This is a genomic window from Actinomyces naeslundii (assembly GCF_001956585.1).
Lineage (GTDB): Bacteria > Actinomycetota > Actinomycetes > Actinomycetales > Actinomycetaceae > Actinomyces > Actinomyces naeslundii.
Map to the genome: position 1 here is coordinate 22238 of NZ_MSRR01000008.1, position 18318 is coordinate 40555.

The following is an 18318-nucleotide window of genomic DNA, read 5'->3' on the forward strand; positions in this document are numbered from 1 at the left end:
AGGTGGTGTGTTTCCTGGTGTCCTGGCTGGTGGTGCGGTCGGGGTGCTGGGTGCGCCTGGTGGGGTGGCGGCGTCGGTGCCAGCGGTCTCGGTGGAGGATGCGGCCGGTCTGTTGGCGTCCCTGGCCGCCGGTGGGGTGCTGGCTGGTGTGGTGGAGGGGTTGCTGGCTTGCCTGCTGGTGACCGTTCAGGACTCCGGCGATGAGGGCTCTGATGCTGAGGGCTCTGGTGCTGATGGTGCCGGTGGTGCCGGTAGCGTTGGTGGTGGGGGCTTGTTCGGTGGTGAGCCTGGGGGTGATGCGGCCGTGGTGGCTGTCGTCGAGGGGTTTCGGGTCGTGGGTGTGGAGGAGGCTGGTAGCAGTGGGTTGCTTGGTCTGGGGGCGGTGGGTTTGGGGGAGCTGGCCGCGGTCTGCCATCGTCTGGCGGCCTGGGCTACTTGGGGAGAGTCACTCGCCGCTGCGTGTTTGACCGGGTGCGGTGAGCTGTCGGCGCGTCCTGGCCGGTGGGGCCCGGGTGGTCAGGTCTCACCCGTGGTCGGGTTTGAGGAGCGCAGGTTCAACACCGCCTGCCTGCTCTCGGCCCGCCTGGGGGTCTCCCGGGCTCGGGCCGGCCAGATCGTGGATCACGGCGGTGCCCTGATGAGCGCTGGCTTGAGCCCCACTGAGGCCATGGAGCGTTGCGGGGTGCTGGACTCGGTGAAGGCGTCCCTGGTGACCCGCCGCCTGGAGGGCGTACCGGTTCCGGTGGCGCTGGCGGTTCAGGACCAGGTCCTGCCCCAGGCACCCCGGCGAAGCGTGTCCCAGGTGGGGTGGGACATTGAGCGGGCCCTGATAGAGGTCGACCCCGACGGACACACCGAACGCACCCGGGCCACTGTCTCCAGGCGGTGCGTGTCGCGCCCGAGGCCTGTGGGCGAGGGCCTGTGCCAGGTCCTTCTGCTGCTGCCGACGATGGACGCCCTGCTGCTGGACGCCACCCTGGACGCGATCGCCGCCAGCGTGCGCGCCGCCGGTGAGAGGCGCACCCCGGGCCAGCTCGGGGCCGACGCCGTCACCGCCATGACCCTGCAGACCCTACGCACCAGCCAGATGGCCGCCTACCAGCCCACCCCGAGACAAGTCGAGCATTGCGGCGAGGACCCGGCTGAGACCAACCAGTCGCCTGCCCCTGGGCGTCTGCTGCCTGACGGGGTGCCCCTGGACGGGCTCCTGGGGGCCTTGAGTGGGCTGGTGGGGTCGGCCAGCGAGTGGTGGACACCCTCAGGAACCGGGCACCTGCCTCTCCCCAGGAACATCCACATCGACGTCCAGGTCACCGTCCCCATCACCAGCCTGGCCCCACCGGCAGACCCCGCCGGCAGCGGCGATCCCGGGGACGGTGACCGCGCTGACGACGGTCCTGACAGCCTTGACACCGGCCGGACCAGCCCAAACGGCGGCCGCCGCGCAACCGTGCTCGAGCCCTTCGACCGGGAGTCCTCCGGGACCAGCGGCAGGAGTCTGCCCAGTTCCGGCGGGAGGAGTCTGCCTGCTCCCGGGCAGGGTGCTCCTACCGCCCAGACTGCCGCGGCTGCCGAGACCGCGGAGGTACGGATCGGGGCCCGCAGCGCGGTGGTACCGGCCATGACCGGCTGGGCCCTGGCCGCGGGTGGGACCTGGAGGCGCCTGGTCACCGACCCGACCAGCCGCACCGCCGTGGATGTCGGCCGCACCAGCTACCGGCCCCCGACGGGTCTGGCCGACCTGGTGCGCGCCCGCGACCGGTCCTGCGTCTTCCCCGCCTGCCAGGCCCCAGCCTCCCGCTGCGACCTCGATCACCTCACCGCCTGGGGCCAGGGCAGGACCACCAGCCTGAACAACCTCGCCACCCTGTACCAGGCCCACCACCACCTCAAGCACACCCCCGACAGAACCGTCTACCAACGCCACCCCGACGGCACCATCAACCGCCTACCCCGCAAGACCGGACCCCACCGCACCCACGTCCCCAGCACCCTCGTCCCGACCGACCTGAGCAAACAGACCACCCCCGAGATCATCAACCACCTCAACACCACCCTCAACCACACCCACCCCAGCAGCGGCAGTACCCGACCGATCACCCACGGCCCCCACCCCCACAAAAGACCCGGACACCACGAGACCACCCCCTACCCAAGGGCCACCCACACCCTCAAACCAGCACCCCCCACCAACCCCACCCCACCCTTCCGAAGCACCAGGTGCCACGGACAGTGATGACCAGCCGACACCGCTACGCCGAGCTGCACGCCCACTCCGCCTACTCCTTTCTTGACGGAGCCAATGAGCCCGATGAGCTGGCCTCGGCCGCCGTCGAGCTCGGGGTGGAGGCTCTCGCCCTGACCGATCACGACGGCGTCCCCGGCATCGTCAAGCACGCCCAGGCGGGTCGTGCCCACGGCCTGCCCACCATTCACGGCACCGAGCTCACCCTGGCCGACGGCTCCCACCTGCCCGTCCTGGCTCGCAGCCCCATCGGTTACCGTCGCCTGGTATCGGCCATCTCCCAGCACAACCTGGACGCAGGAGCACGCCGAGAACCGGCTCACGACCTGCCCACTCTCGCTGCGGCTCTTCGCTCCGCCCCCACCAACCAGACCGGGGGATCGGCGGGAACCTGCCTCATCCTCACTGGTACCGCCAACGGTCCCCTGCGTCGGGCGCTGGGCGATCCCCGTCGCCCCAGCACCTGGGACCTTAAGGCGGCAGATGCCTACCTGGGCCACCTCGCCGATCTCTTCGCTGCTCCTGACCGAGGTCGCCCCTTAGGCGCCGGATCCACGACCGGTTGCCCACAGGTCGAGGGAGACGCCGCTGTCGGTCTGGCCGTTGAGCTCACCCTGGATGGAGGTCCCACCGATGCCGCTCTCACCGATGTCCTGACCCGGCTGGCTCACGACCACCGGCTGCCCCTCGTGGCCACCGGTGCAGTGCGCTGCGCCCGCCCCGCCGACGCCCGGCTTGCCGATGTTCTCACCTCGACCCGACTCGTCACTGACCTGGAAGGTGCTCGCGGTCACCTACCCGCCATCGGCCGCTGGCTGCGGGGAGCCCAGGACATGGCCAGGCTTCACCGCCGTCGCCCCGACGCCGTCGACCTTGCCGCAGACCTCGCCTCCGACCTGGCCTTCGATCTGTCTCTCATCGCTCCGGACCTCCCTGATGCTGATGTTCCGGAGGGGCACACACCCGCCACGTGGTTGCGCGAGCTCACCCGTCAAGGCGCTACTCGCCGCTACGGCACCCCGCAGGAGCATCCCCGAGCCTGGGAGGTGCTCAACCACGAGCTCGAGGTCATCGAGTCCCTGGGATTCCCCGGCTACTTCCTCATCGTGCACTCCATCGTCGAGTTCTGCAGGCAGTCGGGAATCCTGTGCCAGGGGAGAGGATCGGCGGCCAACTCCGCAGTCTGCTACGCCCTGGGAATCACCGCGGTCGACGCCGTCCGGCACCAGATGCTCTTCGAGCGTTTCCTGTCCCCGGGGCGAGCCGGCTACCCGGATATCGACCTCGATATCGAGGCATGTCGTCGAGAAGAGGTCATCCAGCACGTCTACTCCCGCTACGGCCGTGACTGCGCCGCCCAGGTCGCCAACGTCATCTCCTACCGACCCCGATCCGCCGTTCGGGATGCCGCCCGGGCCCTCGGCCACCCCGCCGGCGTGCAGGACACCTGGGCCAGGCAGATGGACCGGTGGGCCACGGTACGCCCCGGAGGTTTAACAGGACAGGGCGACGAGGTTCCCGAACCGGTTCTCGATATCGCCGAGAAGCTGCTGCGTCTACCCCGCCACCTGGGGGTTCACCCCGGAGGCATGGTCCTGTGCGACCGTCCTGTCACTGAGGTGTGCCCGGTGCGCTGGGCGGCCATGGACAATCGCTCGGTCCTTCAATGGGACAAGGACGACTGCTCCGAGGCCGGCCTGGTCAAGTTCGACCTTCTAGGCCTTGGCGCGCTCACCGCCCTGCGCCTGGCGTTCACCACCCTGGCCGAGCGCGGCCAGGTCGTTCCCGACGTCGTCGAGGAAGGCGAGCTGCGCAGCACCCAGACCGGCCGTCCCTGGGGACTGCACACCCTGCCCGAGGAGGATCCTGCCGTCTACCGGCTGCTCACTGCTGCGGACACGGTCGGGGTCTTCCAGGTCGAGTCGCGCGCGCAGATGGCCACCCTGCCCCGTCTGCGTCCCAAGACGTTCTACGACATCGTCGTCGAGGTCGCCCTCATCCGCCCAGGGCCCATTCAGGGCGACGCCGTCAACCCCTACATCCGCCGCAGGCTGAAGCGTGAGGAGGTCACTTATCTGCACGACTCCCTCAAACCCGCCCTGGCCAAGACCCTGGGCGTGCCGCTCTTCCAGGAGCAGCTCATGCAGATCGCCGTCGATGCCGCCGGGTTCACCCCCGCTGAGGCCGACACCCTGCGCCAGGCCATGGGGGCCAAGCGATCCCTCGAACGTATGGACGCCCTCCATGACCGGCTCGTGGCGGGCATGAGAGCCCGCGACATCGATGAGGCGACCGCCGAGGAGATCTACAGCAAGCTGAGGTCGTTTGCCGAGTTCGGCTTCCCCGAGTCCCATGCCTTCTCCTTCGCCTACCTGGTCTACGCCTCGGCCTGGCTCAAGGTGCGCAAGCCCGAGGACTTCTACGCCGGAGTCCTCGCCGCCCAGCCCATGGGCTTCTGGTCCCCGCAGTCCCTTGTGGCCGACGCCCGCCGTCACGGTGTGCGCGTCCTGCCCGCAGACGTCAACCACTCCCTGGCACAGGCTACCGTTGAGCGCAGGCGGGCGCAGTGGGGCACAGGGCCGTCACCGGAGCGAGCAGAGCAGTGGAGACCACTCACCCCGCATCCCGCTGCCCCGTCACCACTTGACGTCCACGACGACCTCGCGGTGCGGCTCGGTCTGAGCCCGATCAAGGGGCTGGGAAAACGGGTTGCTCAGGCCATCGTCACTGAGCGTCGCGCCCACGGTCCCTACCTGGACCAGGCCGACCTGGCTCGACGTGTGAACCTGAGCCGCTCCCGTCTTGAGGCGCTGGCAGCCTCGGGGGCTCTCGACAGCCTGGGGACGGATCGCCGTCGAGCACTGTGGGCTGCCGGGATCCTGTCCGACGAGCACGGCCGACGCCGCGGCGCATCCCGCCAGGATTCAGGAGGATGGTTCCAGCCCACGCTTCCGGGCACCGCTGTTGGCGCTGTCGCCCCGACCCTGCCGACCATGACCGACCGTGAGCGCCAGGCCGCCGACTTGAACCTGACCGGAGTGTCCACGCAGGGATCGCCTCTGAGATCACTGCGTCCCGGACTGACCGCCGATGGCGTGCTGAGGGCGGCCGATCTCTCAGACCAGGAGCACGGGAGCCGGGTTCGGGTGGCTGGCGTCGTCACCCACCGGCAGCGGCCTCACACGGCCACCGGCATGATCTTCCTCAACCTGGAGGATGAGACCGGTCTGCTCAACGTCGTCTGTCGAGCCGGCATGTGGCGCCGCTACCGCAGCGTCGGCAGACGCGCCGGCGCCCTCATCGTACGCGGCACCGTGGAGAAGGGAGACGGGGTCGTCGCCCTCATGGCCGAGCACCTCCAGGCCCTCCCCGGTGTTCCCTCGACCGGCAGCCGGGACTGGTGCTGAGCACCGGATTCGTCATTCCCCCTACTCCTCGCGGGTGGAGTACGCGGGCAGCTCCCCGGTGACCGGGGCGTCCTTGGTATGCAACTCGGAGTAGACGGACCAGGCCACGCTGATCAGCGGTACCGCGACGATCGCGCCGAGCAAGCCAGCGGCATAGGTCCCCAGAGCGACACCGATGATCACCACCACCGGATGCAGGGAGACCTGACGGCCCATGATCAGCGGCTGGAGAATGTGCCCCTCGATCTGGCCGATACCGGCCACCCCCACTCCCACGACGATCATGGTCACGAAGCCTCCGGAGGCCAGCGCCACCACCATGGCGACAATCATTGCCAGAGGGGCGCCGATGATTGGGATGAAGGCGCCGATGAACACGAGCACCGCCAGAGGCGCAGCCAACGGGATACCCACCAGCTGCAGGAAGACTCCGGCCATGACGGCGTCGGTCAGCGCCACCAGCACGGTACCGCGCGCGTAGCCGGCGAAGGTGTACCAGCCGGCTCCCGCAGCCCGGTGAGTCGACTCGCGCATCGTGGCGGGTAGCTCGTTGAGGAACCAGCGCCACATCTTGCCCCCGGAGGCGAGGAAGAAGATCGTGACGAACAGCGCCAGGGCCAGGACTGTGAGCACGTCGACGACGGCGCTCGCGTTGGAGACGACCTCAGAGGCAAGGGAGGGGGCGTTGGACTGCAGGTAGTGCTGGCCCTGGCGCAACCACACCTGGAGCTGGTGATAGACCTGCTGCTGCGTCAGGTGCAGCGGCCCATGCTCCAGGAAGTCCATGATCGTGTCGAGACCGTCACTGAACTGGGATGCCAGGGAGCTCCACTGACTGGTCACGGAGGCGACCACGTAGGTCACCAGTCCAGCGATCGCACCGATGGTGGTCAGCAGGGCCAGGAAGGTCGCCGGGTAGCGGGGCATGACTCTGGCGAAGAGATTAACCATTGGCTGGAGGATCGAGGTGAACACCAGAGCCATGAACAGGCCGATGAACACCGGGATCACCTGGGAGGTGGCGTAGAAGATCAGGCCGATCACAATGATGATGCCGAGTCCGAGCCACGCCCCCAGGCCGCCTCGCACCAGCCACGAGGGCAGAGAGTCCACGATCGTCGAACGGGTCGTGACCGTCTCCGGGAAAGAGACTGATGGTGCAACGCGGACGTGGGTGGTCGATACCGGGGGAGTGGTGGGCTTGGTGGCAACGTCCTCTCCAGAGTCGGACTCCCAGTGCAGCCGGAAGTCGCGATCCGCCTGCCTGCGTCTCTCGGCCCAGTCGATTCCCCGGTCCAGGGCCGAGCGCGCGCTTCTGATCCTCCCGAGAAGACCGCTGCTGCTCAGTACCTCTCGGGACGGCTTCTTGACGGAGCCGGGTGTGTGACTCGACTCAGGGGAACCGGAGTTCTCAGAGGGCTCGGGAACCTGTGCGGGGGTGTCCTCTGACGGAGAGCTGGTTGTTGCCATGGGGTGAACGTTCAGTCCTTCGCTGGTTATCGGGCTGACGAAATACACACAGCCTACTAGCGTGGCCCCATGACCGCCCCGAATATCAGCAATCCGACTCACCCCGCCGCTGCCATGAACCAGGTGCGTCTGCCGCGCACCGCTGCGCTGGGACCGGGACTGGGAGGACAACCACGGCTCCTCATCGACGCCCCTGCCGGAGCTGCGGAGATCTACCTTCACGGTGCCACCCTCACCTCGTGGGTGCCGCGCGGCGGGTCGGAGGTCATCTTCACCTCACGGCAGGCGGTCTTCGACGGCTCCACCGCCATTCGTGGGGGAATTCCCCTGTGCCTGCCGGAGTTCGGCGTCGGCATCAACGGCGACGCCGTGCCAAAGCACGGCTGGGCGCGTATCGCACCCTGGCAGCTGCGGATGGTCGCCAGTACGGATGACGGCGGTGTCCGTGCTCTTCTGAGCGTCAGTCGTGACCACCTGACGGCGCTCTATGAGGTCGAAATCGGTGAGACTCTGCGCCTAGGTCTCAGTCTGCGCAATGACGGTAACGCATCTCGCACGGTGGAGGCCGCCGCCCACACCTATCTCTCGGTTCATGATGTCACCGCCAGCCTCATCAGCGGTCTGGCTGGCGCCTCCTACAGTGACAATCTGGCTCACAGCCCCCAGGAGGCGCATCGTGTCCAGGATGGTGATGTGAAAATATCCGGCCCCGTGGACCGCATCTACGACTCCGCTGAGCCGGTCGCCGTGACCGATCCGGGTCATGAGCGCACGATCCACGTCGACAAGCTCAACGCACCTTCCACGATCGTGTGGAACCCCTGGTCCACCTATAGCGCCCCGCTGCCGGACATGGCCGACGACGAGTTCCCCACCATGGTCTGCGTCGAGAGCGGAGCGGTACGAGAGCACGCACCCACTATCGAGCCTGGGGCGAGTTGGTCCATGCAGGTGACACTGAGCGTCGAGAGCACCGGAGTGTGATGGGAAGCACTTGAAGGTGGTTTGGTGGCCTCGGTGGCCGTCATGCTAAGTTTCTCTGCGTCGCCGGGACGAGGTCCCGGAGAAGCCGCTGAAAGGCGGAGGAGACAACACAAGTCCGAGTGGCGGAATAGGTAGACGCGCTAGCTTGAGGTGCTAGTGCCTTATTAAACGGGCGTGGGGGTTCAAGTCCCCCCTCGGACACCACCAACACATGATCCCCGGAACCATGAGGTTCCGGGGATCATCGCGTTTCCGTCAGGAGGCTTTGCTCAGCTCCATTCGGGACGGTAGAGGTCGGGGCGGGACTCGAAGCAGCACAGGATGAGCGGCACGATTCCCAGTCCAACGAGGACCAACAGGACGAACCATCCTGACTTCCCGTTGTCATGAAGACGACGCACCATGACGGCGAGGGACGGTACAAGGATCACAAGGGCGTAGACACTGTACAGAAGCAGAACCAGGCCGCTGCCGAGAAGCGCTCCAGCGGCTGCGTCCTCTGAACCCGTCCCTGCTCCCGCAAGAATGATGACAAAGGCCAGTACGCCGAGAACGGTGGGGATGATTACCTGGTACAGCAGGAACGACCACCAGAACTCGGGCGGGGAGGCGTAGCCGCGGAACTGGGCGTAGCGCTGGAAGTAGCGCTTAGCGGCGTCGCCGAAGCTCGCACCCGGGAGAGGGGCAATATCGGGGTTCAGGGGCGGAGCCCCGAATCCGAACTGGTTGGGGGCGCCGTAGGGGGCGGGGCCGCCGGGGTAAGGGGCGGGGCCGCCGTAGGGTGCCTGACCGCCGTAGGCCGACTGGTCTGGCTGAGCGTCGTAGGGGGCGGGACCGCTTCCGTAGGACATGAATCCTCCATATAGGACGGTGTAGGGAATTACGGGTGCCTTCATGGCTGAGAGAACCCGGACTGATGCGCCTTCTGGTGTCAGATCGGCATACGAGCCACAGCCTAAGGGTAGAAGGGATGACTCGTCACCTCGGTTCCTTTCTACCGTGGTGGGGAGTACTCCCTATGCTGGCCCACAGGTAAGCAGCCTCGGTAGAGTGAGTTGTCATGCTCTCTGCCGCCCCATTGCGACGTCGTCTCACTGCGTGGCGCAGTCCTGAGCTGGTACGTGCGCGCGTCGGGGTCTGCCTGGTGTTCCTTGCCAATGGCCTGGGATTTGCCAACCTGGTCCCGCGTTTCCCGGAGATCGTGGCTCACCTGGGGCTGAGCAAGGCGGCCTTCGGTCAGGCCGTTGCCGCCGCCAGTGTCGGCGCTCTGGTCGCAGGGCTGGCCGCGTCCTGGCTCATCTCCCGCCTGACCTCGGCCAAGGTCGCCAGCCTGGGCATGCTTGTGGTGGCCCTGGCGCTCCTCGGCGCCGGCCTGGCCCGTTCGTGGATCGTCCTGGCGGGCTGTTTGCTGATCGTGGGCGGGACGGATGCCATCGTCGACGTCGCGCAGAATGCCCACGGTCTGCGGGTCCAACGCCGTTGGGGTATGTCGATTGTGACGAGCTTTCACGCTGCCTGGTCACTGGGGGCGGTCCTGGGAGCCGCCATGGGGCAGGCCATGGCCGGGGCCGGCGTGGCGCTGGGGACCCACATGGTGCTGACGGCGGCGGTGCTGCTCGTCCTCTCGACAGGCCCCCTGCTCGCAGGCTGGTTCCTGCCCGGCCATGACTCATCCGAACGCGCTACCAGCCAGCACAGGACCTCCGACCAGCCTCATGAGGCATCGCCTGCACCGGCATCGTCAACCCGTTCATTGCCCCTGACAGTAATGGTCCTCAGCATCGTCGGACTTCTGTGCGCCGCCTCCATGTTCCCCGAGGACGTCGCCATGAACTGGTCGTCCCTGCTCCTGTCCGACCAGGGTGCCGCCCCCGGGCGCGTGGGGCTGGGACTGGTTGCGCTCCAGGGAACGATGATTGTGGGGCGTCTGGTGGGTGACCGGATCATTGACGCCGTCGGGCAGCGAACGGTTATCGCATGGGGCGGAGCACTGGTGACCCTCGGTATGGGTATCGCCCTCCTGCTCTCCTCCGTTCCCGGAACCTTGATCGGGATGGCGATCTCCGGAGCGGGCTGCGCCGTCGCCGTGCCTGTGACCTACTCCGCGGCCGACGACGTCGAAGGGCTCCCACCCGGGCTGGGCCTGACTGTCGTGTCCTGGCTGGCCCGTCTCACGGGACTGCTGGCGCCACCTGTGGTCGGCCGGCTCGCCGATGGCCACGGACTGTGGGTGGCCCTGGCCTACGGCTTGTTGGGAGGTCTGGTCATGGTGACCTGTTGGCCGGTCCTGCACCGCAGGCCCGCCGAGGCCACGAGGCGGGACTAACGCAAGAGGCAGGCCAGTCCCACGAGACGCCGTCGTCCTGCGTCCCGGTTGCGCGCCCAGACAACACTGACCACAACGGTCATGGCCACGGCAATCATGGTCAGTCCGATGTACACGGGGGCACTCAGGAAGAGTGCTGATGCCGCTGAAGCGTCCGTTGAGTGTTCTGAACGACGTTGAATGAAGAGCAGAACGCCTCCGGCCCCGCACAGGACCCAGAAGCCGCGAGATACCGCATTCCAGTAGTCCTGTCGAAGACGCGCGGCGCACCAACCGGGCAGATTGTCGACATCGACATCTCGGAGGCCTATGCGGTGGGGAGTGTCCTCTCCGGGGACCTGGGTCGGGTAAGCCGCCAGGAGCCGGTCGCAGGCCTGTAACGACGGTATCAGGCATATTCCAATCATTCCTGTGCAGGCCAGAACGGCGGAGACCATCCGATCGGTGTTAAAGTCTGCCCCGCTTCTGCTGAAGATGTAGAGAACGCCAAGAATGACGATGATGAGGGAAGAGGTGAGGAGGACCTTAATTCTACCTTTTCTGATGGTCTTGGTGACACTGTAGGTGTCGGGCCAGGCCGGCCCCATACGGCCATCAAGGGTGACTCCTCGCCTGCGTGTCTCACCATGAGGGTGGGTAATGAGATCGGGACGTAGCCCCGCTTCAGTGTCGAGCGGGCGTGACGATCCCGGCTGCTGCCCGGTCATCCGGGTGAGGACTGAGCGCAGGAGCTGCCACTGCTCCTCGGCGATGAAGTCCGGTGTGCGCAGGATCCAGGCGCTCCGGAGTCCAATGACCATGATCAGTACGCCCAGGACGATGAATCCAGCAGGCAGGAGCAGAAATAGGGAACCAAATTCGAAGGAACGTCCGTAAGCCTCCTCGTCGATTCTCATGACGGGAATGACCATGATGAGGATGGAGAACGCGATGAAGGAGAAGACGGCTCCGAAGCCGGCCACAGCCAACCTGCTCCACATTCCCGGGCCCCACTGCTTGCCGGGTGTGGCAGTGCCCGGATTGTAGGAGGAGATGGCGGCCTTGACCGCCTGCTCGACCTGTTCTTGGCCGGCGATGGATGCCGGCACCGTGAATCGCTCGCGAACCAGGGGGAGCCTGGAGTCGGAGCCGAGCCCGGACTCGTAGTAGTACGTGCGCTGGGTCCGAACGTGCCCGTCACTGTCAGACGTGGTGCTGACCGAGATGTTGCTGACGCGGGCCGGGACCCTCTGCTCGACCGTGACGACGGCGTTTTCCTGACGTACTCGCACGGCGGGGAGCTTCCAGCGGGCGATTTCGGGGCCATAGCGACGACTTTCAGGCATGGGGCTGGGCATACTCATGTGGGCTTGTCTCCGTGGGGTGTGGGCACAACTCAGATGAGTCCTGCCTGGTGGCGCAGCTCGCTGTCCTTCTGCTGTATCCAGCGCCTGCCGATCACAACGGTGGCGAGTGCTGAAGCGATGACGACCAGCGCAAGGACCGAGTTCTGTATCAGTGCGTGAGTGTGAGCCTCCTGCGACGAGGAGCTGGTCGAGAACGCAGTCTGATTCAGCATCACAAAGGCGAATATGGCGAGAATAGCCACGACGAACTCAATCAGGAACACGATCGCAGCAAGGTTCCAGTAGCGTTCGCGCCGGCGAGCATCGCACCACGCGGGCAAGGAGGCGGTGTCGACATCCTTCCAGCTGAGCTCTCGCGGCTCTTCCTCTCCGGGCATCGTACTGGGATAGGAAACGAGAAGGCGGTCGCACTGCTGGGAGGTGTGGGAGAGGATCGCGCCGAAGACACTGACGCCGCCGAGCAGGGGAATGAGTGTGAGCTGTCCGGCGGCGATGAACAGCAGGAAGATCAAAACCCCCACGGTCAGGAAGACTGAGGCGAAGATGGTCATGCCGATGAGGATGCGCCGGCCCTGCCTGACGCGCTTGGCGACGTCGTAGGCATCCGGCCATGGGGGACCCATGCGCCCATCGCGGGTGACTCCTCGCGTGAGGGAGTCTCCGTTCGGGTGAGTGATGAGATCCCGGCGCAGGCCGGCCTCAATGTCCAGGGGGCGCGACGAGCCGGGCTCCTGCCCTGCCAGCTGGGTCAGGGTCTGACGCAACAGCCCCCACTGCTCCTCGGCCACGAATTTCGGGGTGCGCAGGGCCCATGCGGCACGAGCACAGACAACTGCGAGGGTGATCGCTACGAGGATGAAGATACCGGGGAAGACTGTCAAGAACTTCTGGAAGCTGGCGAAAGGGTCTCCTGGAGGCGCGCTTGAGGCGCTTTGGTAGAAGGGGATGACGATAAAGTGCAGACCGAATCCCGCCATTCCCAGTAAGAAGACAGTCTGCAGCAGTCGCAGCAGCGCATCCCCACTGAGCTGAACGGACAGCGCCGCCGTGCCCGGATCGTAGGCGGCGATGGCGTGGTCTACGGCTTGACGAACCTGCTGCTCACTCACTTCGCTTGCTGGAACGGTCAGCCGTTCCTTGACGAGTGGCACTGATGTCGGTGATCCCAGTCCGGCTTCATAGATCGGAGTGTGATACTCGTCGTGGAGGCTACCGGAGTCATCCCTGCGACTCGTGTGAATGCTCTCCACGCGGGCGGGAACCCTCTGCTCGACCGTGATGACATCGCCGCGTCTGCGCACCCTCACTGAGGGCAGCATCCAGCGGGGAATGGCGGGACCGTGACGGCGGTTCTCTGACAAGGGGGTGGTGCTCACGCAGGCTCTTCTCTCCTTGGTGCTTCGTCCGTGAGCATAGGGCAGGAATCGTCCTGGGAGATGATTTTGGGGAATCCATCAGGAGCGCAGACGGGGGAGGCGTTAGCATCGTCTCCCATGGATCCCTTTGAGATGACTGTTCCTGCGGATGCCGGGCTGCCCGCTCTTGTCCTGTCGGTTCCGACCGGCGACGACATCGACCGCATCGCTGAGATCTGCCAGGAGGCCGACATCCAGGAGTGGACCGTCATCCCCCGCGGCTACCAGCGCAGTGACGCGCAGGTCTTCGTCGAGCGGATCGTTGCTGATGGCTGGAGCGAGGGGGGTGAGCTCACCTGGGCGGTACGTGAAGTCGGCGACGACGACGCATCGCCGGCCCTGGTGGGCATGCTCAGCATTACCCTGAGCGGCCCCGAAGGCGCTCGGACCGGAGAGATCGGCTACTGGCTCACCGCGGCTGCGCGGGGGCGTGGCACCATGACCCGCGTTGTCGCCGTCCTCATCGACACCGCCTTCGATCCGGACGGCCCTCTGGGCTTGTCGGCACTGCGGTGGCGCTGCGACATTCATGACTCAGGCCGCGGCCCGGTGCCCAACTGGGCCTCCTGGAAGGTCGCCTGGTCCCTCGGCTTCCAGCGCGAGGGGCGAGTACGCCGCTTTCTGCTCACGGACGGACGGCTCCACGATGGCTGGGTCGGTACCCTGCTTCCCGAAGACCCTCGTGAGCCGCAAGCCCCCTGGGATGGTCCTATCGACGCGGGCGGCGTTGTTCCCCTCGTGGCGCACAACGGCGTCGGAGAGCGTGAGGGGGATGATCCTGAGGCTCTTGTGCGCCGCTTCCACCGCATTTACGGACTTCCCGTCCAGACCGACGGTGCCAGCCTTGAGCGCGAGAGCCTGAACATGCGTATGAGTCTCATCGCCGAGGAGTTCGCCGAGCTCGTCGGTGCCGTCTACGGGCAGGCGGCCCACACCGAGGTCGAGTTGGGCTACCGCCGCGCCGTGGCCGCCGATGACGGCGCTCGTGACACCGTTGAGGCCGCCGACGCTCTGGCGGACCTTATCTACGTCATCTACGGCATGGCCCTGGAGACCGGGATCGACCTGGCGGCCGTGCTCGCCGAGGTTCAGCGCTCCAACATGTCCAAGTTGGGTGCTGATGGCAAGCCGGTCTACCGCGAGGACGGCAAGGTGCTCAAGGGACCGGGCTACTTCGCACCCGATGTGGCTGAGGTGCTGCGCCATCGGCGCCTGCGCTGAGAAGAGAACATCGACACAGCCATAACTTTACTATACGTATAGTAAAGTTATGGCCATGACTCGTACCCCCGGACTTCGTGCCTGGGCGGCCCTGGCCGTCCTGACCCTGGCCGTGACCCTGCTGGCCATCGACTCCACGGTACTGGCGCTGGCAATCCCCTCACTGAGTACCGACCTGAGCCCGACGGCCAGCCAGCTGCTGTGGATCGGCGACATCTACTCCTTCACCCTGGCCGGCCTACTGGTCACCATGGGTAATGTCGCCGATCGCATCGGTCGGCGACGCCTCCTGCTCGTCGGGACGCTCGGCTTCGGGGCCGCCAGCATCATGGCGGCCTTCGCGCCGAGCGCGGGAGCCCTCATCGCCGCTCGAGCCCTGCTGGGCGTCGGTGGCGCCACAATCATGCCCTCCACCCTCTCCCTCATACGCAACATCTTCCCCGATGTCCGCCACCGCACCACCGCCATCGCCATCTGGTCCGCCGGCAGCTCCGGCGGCACCGCCCTGGGGCCGCTGGTTGGCGGAGTCCTGCTCGAGCACTTCTGGTGGGGCAGCGTCTTCCTCATCAACGTTCCCGTCATGGCGGCCGTCATCGTCACGGGCCTGTGGCTCCTGCCGGAGTCCAAGAACGAGCAGGGCGCCCCGGTTGATCTGGCCTCCGCGGTCCTGTCGGTCCTGGCCATCGTGCCGATCACCTACGCCGTCAAGTCCTTCGCCCACGACGGCCTGACGGCCGTTGCGGTAGCAGCGCTGGTGGGCGGCCTCGCCGCCGGATGGCTGTTCGTCAGGCGTCAGCGCACTCTGGAAACACCACTGATCGACGTCGAGCTCTTCAGCCGCCCCGCGTTCACCTGGGCGATTGCGGCGACTGTCCTGGCGATCTTCGCCTTGGCCGGTCTGCTGTACTTCTTCTCCCAGTACCTCCAGCTCGTTCGGGGCTACTCCACGCTCCGAGCGGGCCTGACCGAGGTGCCCGCATCACTGGCCTCCATCGTCGTTGTCGCGGTCGTGGCCGCGGTGGTTCGCCGACTCGGCAACGGTCGGGCGCTGGGAAGCGGCCTGCTCATGGCCGCGGTGGGGCTGGTTGTGGTCGCTCTGGGGGAGTCCTACGGCGGAATCGTAGTGATCTGCGTCGGTCTGCTCATCATCGGTGCAGGCATCGGCCTGGCCTTCACGGTCTCCACCGGAGCGGTTCTGGGGGCGGTACCGGCGGACCGCGCCGGAGCGGCCTCCGCCATCTCCGAGACCGGACTCGAACTGGGAGTGGCCCTGGGGATCGCGGTGCTCGGCACGATTCAGGATGTCGGTTACCGGCTCCTGCTCGGACAGGCCCCCTCGGGGCTCCCGGGGCGGGTCGCCGACGCCGCTGAGCAGTCCCTGGCCACCCTGGCGGGTGTCATCGATCCGAGTGACCCCGGGCAGGCCGAGCTGATGGTTCAGGCCCGGGAGGCATTCACCCGCGCCATGCAGACCACCGCCGTGATTGCTGCCGGTATCCTCCTGTTCGCGGGTGTGATGGCTGCGCGTCATGTTCCAGCGGCGAGTGAGGAGAGCTCATGAGAACCTCGAAACGGGACCGCATCATCACGGGGGCGCTCGAGCTCGCCCACCGTGACGGTTTCGATGCGCTCACCTTCGACACCCTGGCTGAGCACGTTGGTCTGAGCCGCGGCGGAGTCATCTATCACTTCCGCACCAAGAACGAGCTCCTGGAGGGGATCGCGGCAGCGTTCCTGGAGCGGTGGCGGACTGAGGCCCTGGCTGCGCTGGGCGGGCCCCTGGAGGAGGCGAGCCGGACTGAGCGCATCGAGGCACTGACTCGCTCAGTCCTCGACGGCGAGATCCTGCCCGGCGAGGTCAGCTTCATGCTCTCGGCCACGCCGGAGGCGGAGATGCTCAAGGAGACCTGGAACACGCTGCGCCGGGAGTGGGTGGGTGAGATCCGTGAGCTCACTGCCATGCAACGCGTGGCGCTGCTGGCCGTGGACGGATGGTGGGCCAACCGCGCCGTTGACAGTGACAGCCAGGACCCCGACGATCTCGAGATCGCCGAGCTCATCGTTTCCCTGGCCCGCGGTGAGCACGCCCGTGGATAGTGGATAGCAGTGACAGGCTTTCCTAGAAGCGGGGGATGTTACGCATGTTCGACGTCGCCATGCTCACGGCCTCGCCCGCGCCGCGATTAAGGACGATCTTGCTCATTGCTGTGGCGAATCCGATCAACTGTTCACCCGTGATCTCCGGTGGCAGCGACAGGGCATTGGGATCGGTGATGATCTCCACCAGTGCTGGGCCATTGACGTCGAAGGCCTTCTGAAATGCCCTGCGCAAGTCTCTTGGATCGTCAACGCGTTCGGCGTGGAAGCCGATCGACTGTGCCACTCCGGCATAGTTGACGTCGTGGACATCAGTACCGAAGTCTGGCAAACCATTGACCAGCATCTCAAGTTTAACCATGCCCAGAGTCGAGTTGTTGAAGACTACGACCTTGATCGGCAGGTTGTGCATACGGGCGGTCACGAGCTCTCCCATGAGCATGGACAGGCCGCCGTCGCCGGACACGGAGATCACCTGGCGGTGCGGGTGGGAGACCTGCGCACCAATGGCATGGGGAAGGGCGTTTGCCATAGAGCCGTGCAGGAAGGAGCCGATGAGTCGGCGTGTACCCAGAGGATCGATGTAGCGTGCGGTCCACACGTTGCACATGCCAGTATCCGCGGTGAAGATCGCATCCTTGGCGGCGACCTCGTTGAGCACGTGGGCGGCATACTCGGGGTGAATGGGTTTGATCCTGTCCACCTTGCGCGTATAGGCGCCAATGGGCGCCTTCATGATCTTGGCGTGCTTCTTGAGCTGAGCCTTGAGGAATGCGTCGGAGCGACGTTTCTTAATATGCGGTAGGAGAGCTTCAATGAAGGGGATGACGTCGGAGTGAATCGGGTGGGAGACGTCGGTGCGCCGTCCCAGCTTCTCGGCGTGATTGTCTACCTGGACAGTGGTGGTCTCCGGTAGGAACTGGTCGTAGGGGAAGTCGGTACCCAGCAGAAGCAGCACGTCGGCGTCCTTCATGCCCTCGGCGGCGGCCCCGTATCCCAAGAGCCCCGTCATGCCGACGTCGTAAGGATTGTCGTACTGGATGAAGTCCTTGCCGCGCAACGAGTGGCCGATCGGTGCTTTGAGCAGGTCGGCCAGGGCGATGACTTCGTCATGGGCACCCTTGACGCCGGCACCTGCAAAGATCGCCACCTTCCGCGATTTGTTGAGTAGGGCGGACACCTCAGCTACGTCAGCAGGGTTAGGTGACAGGATGGCCGGCCGGACCTTGGAATACTCGGGAATGGCGGCTGTGGCTTTCTCGTCGGAGACATCTCCTGGCAATGTGATCACACTCACGCCGCCCAGGCTGACAGCGTGGCGGATTGCTGCGTTGACCACACGCGGAGCCTGCTTGGGAGTGGAGATGAGCTCAGAGTAGACGGAGCACTCGTTGAACAGACGATCCGGGTGGGTCTCCTGGAAGTAGGACTGGCCAATCTGAACGCTGGGGATATGCGAGGCGATCGCCAGCACCGGGGCGCCCGAGCGTTGCGCATCGTACAGGCCATTAATGAGATGAAGGTTGCCTGGACCGCAGGAGCCGGCGCACACGGAGAGCTCGCCAGTCAGCTGCGCCTCGGCTGCGGCAGCGAAGGCGGCGGCCTCCTCGTGGCGTACGTGGACCCAATCGATCCCACCCTTGGCAGAACCGCCGGTCTTACGGACGGCGTCGACGATGGGATTGAGGGAGTCCCCTACGATGCCGTAAATTCTGCGGACGCCGGCATCGACGAGCTGGGCCACGAGCTGTTCTGCAACATTCATGCGTTTCTCCCTAGAAGTCCTGCATTCGAGTGACTTCATCAG

At 66.0% G+C, this 18318-nt stretch carries 12 protein-coding genes and 1 tRNA gene; 8 read left to right on the top strand and 5 right to left on the bottom strand.

Annotated features, from left to right (window positions below; all coding sequences use genetic code 11):
- Nucleotides 1-7: 7 nt before the first annotated feature.
- Both BKH33_RS04490 and BKH33_RS04495 read left to right on the top strand, forming a co-directional pair.
- Nucleotides 8-2236, top strand: coding sequence for an HNH endonuclease signature motif containing protein (locus tag BKH33_RS04490; RefSeq protein WP_373692778.1), 2229 nt, complete (start codon nucleotides 8-10; stop codon nucleotides 2234-2236).
- Nucleotides 2236-5652 carry an error-prone DNA polymerase gene (locus BKH33_RS04495; RefSeq protein ID WP_050998489.1) on the top strand — a complete coding sequence of 1139 codons (3417 nt, stop codon included), beginning with the start codon at nucleotides 2236-2238 and terminating at the stop codon, nucleotides 5650-5652. Before BKH33_RS04490 ends, BKH33_RS04495 begins: the two co-directional genes overlap by 1 nt.
- Nucleotides 5653-5673: 21 nt before the next feature.
- Here the strand turns inward: BKH33_RS04495 and BKH33_RS04500 are convergent, their stop codons facing one another.
- Nucleotides 5674-7122: an AI-2E family transporter gene (locus BKH33_RS04500; protein WP_003781812.1), complete on the bottom strand. Its 1449-nt coding sequence runs from the start codon at nucleotides 7120-7122 to the stop codon at nucleotides 5674-5676.
- 69 nt (nucleotides 7123-7191) lie between these two features.
- Here BKH33_RS04500 and BKH33_RS04505 point away from each other — a divergent pair, with 69 nt between their 5' ends.
- Both BKH33_RS04505 and BKH33_RS04510 read left to right on the top strand, forming a co-directional pair.
- On the top strand, nucleotides 7192-8106 hold the full coding sequence (locus BKH33_RS04505; protein ID WP_081395412.1) for a D-hexose-6-phosphate mutarotase: 915 nt from the start codon (nucleotides 7192-7194) through the stop codon (nucleotides 8104-8106).
- A 113-nt stretch (nucleotides 8107-8219) separates the two neighbouring features.
- A tRNA-Leu gene (locus tag BKH33_RS04510) sits at nucleotides 8220-8310 on the top strand.
- Between the two features lie 65 nt (nucleotides 8311-8375).
- Here BKH33_RS04510 and BKH33_RS04515 read toward each other — a convergent pair.
- A complete protein-coding gene (locus tag BKH33_RS04515) occupies nucleotides 8376-8957 on the bottom strand; it encodes a DUF805 domain-containing protein (protein WP_003781806.1) in 582 nt (193 codons plus the stop codon).
- 209 nt (nucleotides 8958-9166) lie between these two features.
- Between BKH33_RS04515 and BKH33_RS04520 the strand changes: the two genes are divergently transcribed.
- Nucleotides 9167-10432: an MFS transporter gene (locus tag BKH33_RS04520; protein WP_003781815.1), complete on the top strand. Its 1266-nt coding sequence runs from the start codon at nucleotides 9167-9169 to the stop codon at nucleotides 10430-10432.
- Here the strand turns inward: BKH33_RS04520 and BKH33_RS04525 are convergent.
- Nucleotides 10429-11775 carry a hypothetical protein gene (locus tag BKH33_RS04525; RefSeq protein ID WP_244157421.1) on the bottom strand — a complete coding sequence of 449 codons (1347 nt, stop codon included), beginning with the start codon at nucleotides 11773-11775 and terminating at the stop codon, nucleotides 10429-10431. The two genes, BKH33_RS04520 and BKH33_RS04525, sit on opposite strands and share 4 nt — an antisense overlap.
- 32 nt (nucleotides 11776-11807) lie before the next feature.
- The gene (locus BKH33_RS04530) at nucleotides 11808-13154 is read right to left on the bottom strand and encodes a hypothetical protein (protein WP_003781817.1); all 1347 of its coding nucleotides are present in this window, start codon (nucleotides 13152-13154) and stop codon (nucleotides 11808-11810) included.
- Nucleotides 13155-13271: 117 nt separating this feature from the next.
- Here BKH33_RS04530 and BKH33_RS04535 point away from each other — a divergent pair, with 117 nt between their 5' ends.
- From BKH33_RS04535 to BKH33_RS04545, 3 genes are read left to right on the top strand one after another with little or no spacing between them, the layout of a single operon-like run.
- Nucleotides 13272-14414: a bifunctional GNAT family N-acetyltransferase/nucleoside triphosphate pyrophosphohydrolase family protein gene (locus BKH33_RS04535; RefSeq protein WP_043539045.1), complete on the top strand. Its 1143-nt coding sequence runs from the start codon at nucleotides 13272-13274 to the stop codon at nucleotides 14412-14414.
- A gap of 55 nt (nucleotides 14415-14469) precedes the next feature.
- Nucleotides 14470-15975, top strand: a complete 1506-nt coding sequence (locus BKH33_RS04540; RefSeq protein ID WP_081395413.1) for an MFS transporter — start codon at nucleotides 14470-14472, stop codon at nucleotides 15973-15975.
- Nucleotides 15972-16511: a TetR/AcrR family transcriptional regulator gene (locus BKH33_RS04545; RefSeq protein WP_003783324.1), complete on the top strand. Its 540-nt coding sequence runs from the start codon at nucleotides 15972-15974 to the stop codon at nucleotides 16509-16511. Before BKH33_RS04540 ends, BKH33_RS04545 begins: the two co-directional genes overlap by 4 nt.
- 22 nt (nucleotides 16512-16533) lie before the next feature.
- Here BKH33_RS04545 and BKH33_RS04550 read toward each other — a convergent pair whose 3' ends face one another.
- Nucleotides 16534-18276 (bottom strand): pyruvate dehydrogenase, encoded by a 1743-nt coding sequence (locus BKH33_RS04550; RefSeq protein WP_003783314.1) that lies wholly within the window; start codon nucleotides 18274-18276, stop codon nucleotides 16534-16536.
- Nucleotides 18277-18318: the final 42 nt, after the last annotated feature.

Coding starts and splice junctions, on each gene's coding strand:
- BKH33_RS04495 (WP_050998489.1), top strand. CDS start 2,236: ATGACCAGCCGACACCGCTACGCCGAGCTGCACGCCCACTCCGCCTAC.
- BKH33_RS04500 (WP_003781812.1), bottom strand. CDS start 7,122: ATGGCAACAACCAGCTCTCCGTCAGAGGACACCCCCGCACAGGTTCCC.
- BKH33_RS04505 (WP_081395412.1), top strand. CDS start 7,192: ATGACCGCCCCGAATATCAGCAATCCGACTCACCCCGCCGCTGCCATG.
- BKH33_RS04515 (WP_003781806.1), bottom strand. CDS start 8,957: ATGTCCTACGGAAGCGGTCCCGCCCCCTACGACGCTCAGCCAGACCAG.
- BKH33_RS04520 (WP_003781815.1), top strand. CDS start 9,167: ATGCTCTCTGCCGCCCCATTGCGACGTCGTCTCACTGCGTGGCGCAGT.
- BKH33_RS04525 (WP_244157421.1), bottom strand. CDS start 11,775: ATGAGTATGCCCAGCCCCATGCCTGAAAGTCGTCGCTATGGCCCCGAA.
- BKH33_RS04535 (WP_043539045.1), top strand. CDS start 13,272: ATGGATCCCTTTGAGATGACTGTTCCTGCGGATGCCGGGCTGCCCGCT.
- BKH33_RS04540 (WP_081395413.1), top strand. CDS start 14,470: ATGACTCGTACCCCCGGACTTCGTGCCTGGGCGGCCCTGGCCGTCCTG.
- BKH33_RS04545 (WP_003783324.1), top strand. CDS start 15,972: ATGAGAACCTCGAAACGGGACCGCATCATCACGGGGGCGCTCGAGCTC.
- BKH33_RS04550 (WP_003783314.1), bottom strand. CDS start 18,276: ATGAATGTTGCAGAACAGCTCGTGGCCCAGCTCGTCGATGCCGGCGTC.